This window comes from Ruegeria sp. YTSB088, assembly GCF_059609825.1.
In genome coordinates this window covers 315,384-321,383 of record NZ_JBXWMM010000005.1, presented here as the reverse complement: position 1 = coordinate 321,383, position 6,000 = coordinate 315,384, and the positions used below count along the sequence as shown (strand labels likewise).

5 protein-coding genes and 1 pseudogene are annotated in these 6,000 nt (G+C 58.8%); all 6 read right to left on the bottom strand.

The features are described from left to right. Positions 1-335 (bottom strand): annotated as a pseudogene (gene gcvT, locus AC2FFA_RS10750) (glycine cleavage system aminomethyltransferase GcvT); the annotation flags it as partial. 16 nt (positions 336-351) lie between these two features. Then, complete coding sequence (locus AC2FFA_RS10745; protein WP_117873547.1) at positions 352-774, bottom strand: universal stress protein; 423 nt, start codon at positions 772-774, stop codon at positions 352-354. A gap of 78 nt (positions 775-852) precedes the next feature. Beyond that, positions 853-2,226 carry an alanine/glycine:cation symporter family protein gene (locus AC2FFA_RS10740; protein WP_117873545.1) on the bottom strand — a complete coding sequence of 458 codons (1,374 nt, stop codon included), beginning with the start codon at positions 2,224-2,226 and terminating at the stop codon, positions 853-855. A gap of 25 nt (positions 2,227-2,251) precedes the next feature. Next, complete coding sequence (lipA, locus tag AC2FFA_RS10735) at positions 2,252-3,196, bottom strand: lipoyl synthase (RefSeq protein ID WP_496851672.1); 945 nt, start codon at positions 3,194-3,196, stop codon at positions 2,252-2,254. Positions 3,197-3,210: 14 nt separating this feature from the next. Next, positions 3,211-4,593, bottom strand: coding sequence for a dihydrolipoyl dehydrogenase (lpdA, locus tag AC2FFA_RS10730; RefSeq protein WP_496851671.1), 1,383 nt, complete (start codon positions 4,591-4,593; stop codon positions 3,211-3,213). An 11-nt stretch (positions 4,594-4,604) separates the two neighbouring features. Further along, positions 4,605-5,858: a serine hydroxymethyltransferase gene (glyA, locus tag AC2FFA_RS10725; protein WP_496851670.1), complete on the bottom strand. Its 1,254-nt coding sequence runs from the start codon at positions 5,856-5,858 to the stop codon at positions 4,605-4,607. Positions 5,859-6,000: the final 142 nt, after the last annotated feature.

Genomic DNA, 6,000 nt, shown 5'->3' with positions numbered 1-6,000 from the left:
ACAAAATAGTGATCCCCCGCATTCGACACGATCAAATCGTCCATGATCCCGCCGTCAGCGTTGGTGAAAAACCCGTACCGCGCCTTGCCTTCCTTCAGCGTCGCATAAGCCTGCGGGCACAAAGCTTCCAGCTTCTCACCAACATTCTCGCCGCGCAGAATAACCTGACCCATGTGAGACACATCAAACAACGCCGCCTTCTCTCGGCACTGCTTATGCTCACCCATAATCCCCAAAGGATACTGAACAGGCATCTCCCACCCAGCAAAATCAACCATCTTACCACCCAAAGCAACGTGCAACGAGTGAAGAGGCGTGCGTTTCAAATCGGTCATTTCTTCAACCTTTCAATCAGCGGGACTGGTCGCGAACGACCATGACAGTGCAATGCGCATTGCGCACGACACGGGCCAGGTTCGGGCCAATCTCGTAGTTCGGGAAATCGCCCTTGGTCGATGCCATGACGATCAGATCAAAGCCTTCCTTGTAGGCAAGCTTCAGGATTTCGCGGTAAACACTGCCTTCTTCCACATGAACCGGCACGTCGGAAGCATTGGCATGATCCAGAATCACCTGAACCGCACCCCGCACGTGGTCTTTGGCGCCGGCGCCATAGTTGGCGGGCAGGTTCGGCAGCTGGATGATCTCGGGGATGACAGCAACTGCATGCAGTTCAGCACCGTAGAACTTGGCCTGTTCCAGCGCGAGGGGCAGGGCGTTCTTCCACGAGCGGTCGTCGGTGTGATCAATGGGCAGCAGGATTTTCGTGGCCATCACGTCTCTCCTCGAGATATTAAATTCTGTTTCAAAGGCGGGGGGCCGGGATGGCCCCCCGTTTTGGTCGGGCCGAGCTTATTCGGCAGGTGTGCCGCCCGGCTCTTCGGACTTGCCGCCCGAGGCGAAGAACTCTTTCGTCAGTTTGAAGACGATCGGGCTCAGCAGCGCCAGGGCGATCAGGTTCGGGATGGCCATCATGGCGTTCAGCGTATCGGCCAGCAGCCAGATGAAGCCCAGATCCGCGGTTGCGCCGAAGTAGATCATCACGATCCACAGAACGCGGTAGGGCATCAGGGATTTCACGCCCAGCAGGAACTCGACACATTTTTCGCCGTAGAACGACCAACCAAGGATGGTGGTGAAGGCAAAGATCGACAGAGCGATGGCGATCAGGTACCCACCGATACCCGGCAGCGACAGTTCGAACGCGTGGCTGGTCAGCGCCGCACCGGATTCACCCGATGTCCATGCCCCCGAAGCGATGATGGCCAGACCGGTGATCGAGCAGACGATGATGGTATCGATGAACGTACCCAGCATCGCGATCAGGCCCTGGTTGACTGGACCCTTGGTTTCGGCAGCGGCGTGCGCGATCGGGGCCGAACCCAGACCGGCCTCGTTCGAAAACACACCACGTGCCACACCGAAGCGGATGGCGGCCCAGACGGCTGCACCCGCGAATCCACCTTCTGCGGCGGACGGGGTGAACGCATGGGTAAAGACCAGTGACAGGGCGTTGCCGATCTCTCCGATGTTGATCAGCAGGACCAGCAGACCGGCGACAATGTAAGCAATCGCCATGAAGGGAACCAGTTTACCGGCAACCGCACCGATGCGGGTGATGCCACCCAGGATCACGGCTGCGGTCAGAACCATCAGGATAACGCCGGTGACCGAAGTGTTCAGGCCAAAGTTGGCCTCAAGCACCTGTGCCACACCGTTGGCCTGCACGCCGTTGCCGATGCCGAAGGCAGCAACCGCGCCGAACAGGGCAAATGCAACACCCAGCCAGGCCCATTTCGCGCCCAGACCGTTCTTGATGTAGTACATCGGACCACCGACATAGTTGCCCAGCTCGTCTTTCTCACGGTATTTCACCGCGCAGACAGCCTCGGCGTATTTGGTGGCCATGCCCACCAGGGCGGTCATCCACATCCAGAACAAGGCGCCTGGACCGCCCAGGAAGACAGCAGTGGCCACACCGGCGATGTTGCCTGTACCGATGGTCGCCGACAGCGAGGTCATCAGCGCGTTGAACGGGCTGATTTGCCCTTCGCCTTGACCTTCACGGCCTTTGAACAACAGGCTGAAGCCCGTGCCAATGCGCAGGATCGGCATGAATTTCAGCCCCACCTGCAGGAAGAAGCCGACGCCAAGAATGAGGACCAGCATCAACGGCCCCCACACGACGCCATTGATGGCCCCTACGATTGAATTTAACGCTTCCATGGTTTCCCTCCCATTTGCGTTTGGTTTATGCCCCGGTCGCGATGGCCCGCTGGCGGGCCTGCTTGAGGGCAGTGAAATCTTCGTCTGCATGGAACGACGAACGGGTCAGCGGTGTGGCTGACACGTGCAAAAAGCCCTTGGAACGTGCGATCTGTTCCAGTTGGGCGAATTCCTCGGGCGACCAGAACCGGTCAATCGGATGGTGTTTCGGGGTCGGTTGCAGATACTGCCCGACCGTCAGAAAATCGACATGTGCCGCGCGCAGATCATCCATGACCTGACGCACGTCGTTCAGGGTTTCACCCAGCCCGACCATCAGGCCCGACTTGGTGAAAATCTCGGGATTTGCACGTTTGGCATCGTCCAGCAGCCGCAGCGAGGCATAATAGCGCGCGCCGGGGCGAACTGTCGGATACAGGTGAGGGACGGTTTCCAGGTTGTGGTTGAAGACGTCCGGCGCTGCCTCGAAGACGATGCTGGCGGCGTCGCCCTTGCCTAGGAAGTCCGGCGTCAGGACCTCGACCGTGGTGCCGGGGTTCTGATGACGCACGGCCCGGATTGTCTGGGCGATGTGCTGTGCCCCACCATCATCCAAGTCATCCCGATCAACCGAAGTGATCACTACGTGGCGCAGGCCCAGTTTCATGACTGCCAATGCAACGCGACCGGGTTCGAATGCATCAAGCGCATCGGGACGACCGGTGGCCACATTGCAGAAGGAACAACCGCGGGTACAGACCTCACCCATGATCATCATGGTCGCATGACGCTTGGACCAGCATTCGCCGATATTGGGGCAGGCAGCTTCTTCGCAGACCGTTGCCAGATTGTGATCCCGCATCAGCCGTCGCGTTTCGTAATACGCGGCGCTGTCGCCCTTTTTCTTGCGTATCCATCTGGGTTTGCGCGGAATGACGCTGTCGGCCTTCTTGGCCTTTTCCGGGTGGCGTGCTCTGAGCTGGATCGTCATCTGGCTGTCCCTCGTTATGCGTGGATTGCACGGCCCATGGCGTCGAGACATGCTTCTTTGACCGCCTCACCCATGGCGGGATGTGCATGGCACGAGGCTGCAACATCAGCGACCGTGGCGCCTTTGGACATGGCCAGCACCAACTCGGCGATCAGATCGCCGCCATGGGCACCACAGATATGGGCTCCGAGAATCTTGCCGTCGGAACCGGCCAGAACCTTGACTGCGCCATCTGTTTCACCCGTCGTTCGCGCCCGCGAGTTGGCCATGAAGGCGAATTTGCCGACAACGTATTCGACGCCCGCGTCTTTCAGCGCTTCTTCGGTCTGACCAACCGAAGCCACTTCGGGATCCGTGTAGACCACACCCGGCACGGTGTTGTAATCGATGTGCCCCGCTTCGCCGGTCAGCATCTCGACACAGGCAACGCCGTCTTCTTCTGCCTTGTGCGCGAGCATCGGACCGGGCACACAGTCGCCAATAGCGTAGATGCCGGGCACAGACGTTTGGAATGCTTCATCGACTTCGATGAAACCACGTGGGTTCACGGACACGCCTAATTCTTCCAGTCCAAGCCCACGCGTGACGGGGCGGCGTCCGACGGCGATCAGAACCTTGTCGGCCTCGATCACCTCCTCCTTGTCCTTGCCGACGCGATCCACGGTCAGGGTCAGGCCAGCCGCGGTTTTCTCAACCGATTTGAGGGCACGACCCAGCTGGAATTTCAACCCACGCTTGGACAACGCGCGCTGCGCCAGCTTGGCGATTTCGCGATCAATGCCGGGCAGAACGCGATCCAGATATTCAACAACGGTGACTTTGGCGCCGAGACGCGCCCAAACCTGACCAAGTTCCAGACCAATCACACCCGCTCCGATGACCACCAGATGATCCGGAACGTTCTCCAACGCAATTGCGCCGGTCGAGCTGAGGACAACCTGCTCATCAATTTCAATCCCCGGCAGTGAGGTCGGCTCGGATCCGGTCGCGATCAGGATGGTCTTTGTTTCATAAACGTTATCGGCGACCTTGACCTGACCGGGTGCTGGAATGCTGGCCCATCCTTCAATCAGGTCGACACCGTTCTTCTTGAACAGAAACGCGATACCCTTCGTCAGATCACCGACGATCTTGTCCTTGCGCCCCATCATCGCACTGACGTCGATGCTGGCCCCCTCGACCGCAATGCCATGGGAGGAGAGATGTGCAATTTCGGCATATTTGGCCGAGGAGGTCAGCAACGCTTTGGAGGGGATGCATCCGACGTTCAGGCATGTGCCGCCAAGTGCTCCGCGTCCTTCGACACATGCAACTTTCAGGCCCAACTGAGCCGCGCGGATCGCGGCAACATAACCGCCCGGCCCGCCCCCGATAACGATGAGGTCGTAGGTATTCATTTCGCGTACTTTCAGTAGATCGGGTGGTTTGCACAGAGCGCGCGAACCTGTTCGCGAGTTTTCATTTCGACGGTTTCGTTCCCATCAGGGGACTGCGCGAGTGCGTCCAGAACATCCCCGATCAGATGGCCGATCTGCTTGAATTCCTCTGGGCCAAAGCCACGGCTGCACCCGGCGGCGGTGCCCAGACGGATGCCGCTGGTGATGGTGGGTTTCTCGGGATCACCAGGAACGCTGTTCTTGTTGCAGGTGAAGCCGGCCCGCTCGAGTGCCGCTTCGGCGTCTTTGCCTGTCACGCCAATCGGGCGCAGGTCGACCAGCATCAGGTGGTTCTCGGTGCCGCCGGAAACGATGTCACATCCGCGCGCCATCATGACGTTTGCCAAGGCCGATGCGCTGTCTACGACGCGCTGCATATATTCCTTGAATTCAGGCTTGAGTGCCTCGCCAAAGGCAACCGCCTTGCCCGCGATCACATGCATCAGTGGGCCGCCCTGCAAGCCGGGGAATACGGCCGAGTTGATTTTTTTCGCCAGCGCTTCGTCATTGGTCAGGATGATGCCACCACGAGGCCCGCGCAGGGTCTTGTGCGTGGTCGAGGTCACGACATGTGCGTGTCCTACAGGCGAGGGGTGCAGGCCGGTCGCCACCAACCCGGCGATATGAGCCATGTCGGCCAGCAACCAGGCGCCAACGTCATCCGCGATTTCACGGAATCTGGCAAAGTCGATCTTTTGCGAGTAAGCCGACGCACCTGCGATGATCAGCTTGGGCTTTTCCGCCCGCGCCAAATCGGCAACCTGATCATAATCGATCAATCCTGCATCGGTCAGGCCGTACTGTACGGGCCGGAACCATTTACCTGACTGAGCTGGTTTCGCGCCGTGGGTCAGATGGCCGCCTGCATCCAACGACATTCCCAGGATGGTATCGCCCGGGCTCAGCAGCGCCAGCTTGACTGCTCCGTTGGCCTGTGCGCCAGAATGGGGCTGAACGTTGGCATATACACAGCCAAACAGTTTCTTGAGACGTTCGATGGCCTCGACCTCGACCTCATCGACATATTCACAGCCGCCATAATAGCGTCGGCCCGGATAGCCTTCGGCGTATTTGTTGGTCAATACCGAGCCCTGCGCGTCGATCACGGCCTTCGAGACAATGTTCTCCGAGGCGATCAACTCGATCTGATCCGCCTGACGCTCTCCCTCACGTGAGATGGACGCGGCAATGACGGGATCTGCCTCAATCAGCGACGTTTTGAACATAGTCTCCTCCTTTTGCCCCGAATCCTCAGTACGAAACTTTGTTTCCTATAGGGGAAATAATGCGCATTAGGCAACAAAAATCTCTTATTCAAGAAGTTGCGTGTATGCTGGGAAACATGTAGCCTTTGATAAAACAGGGGGA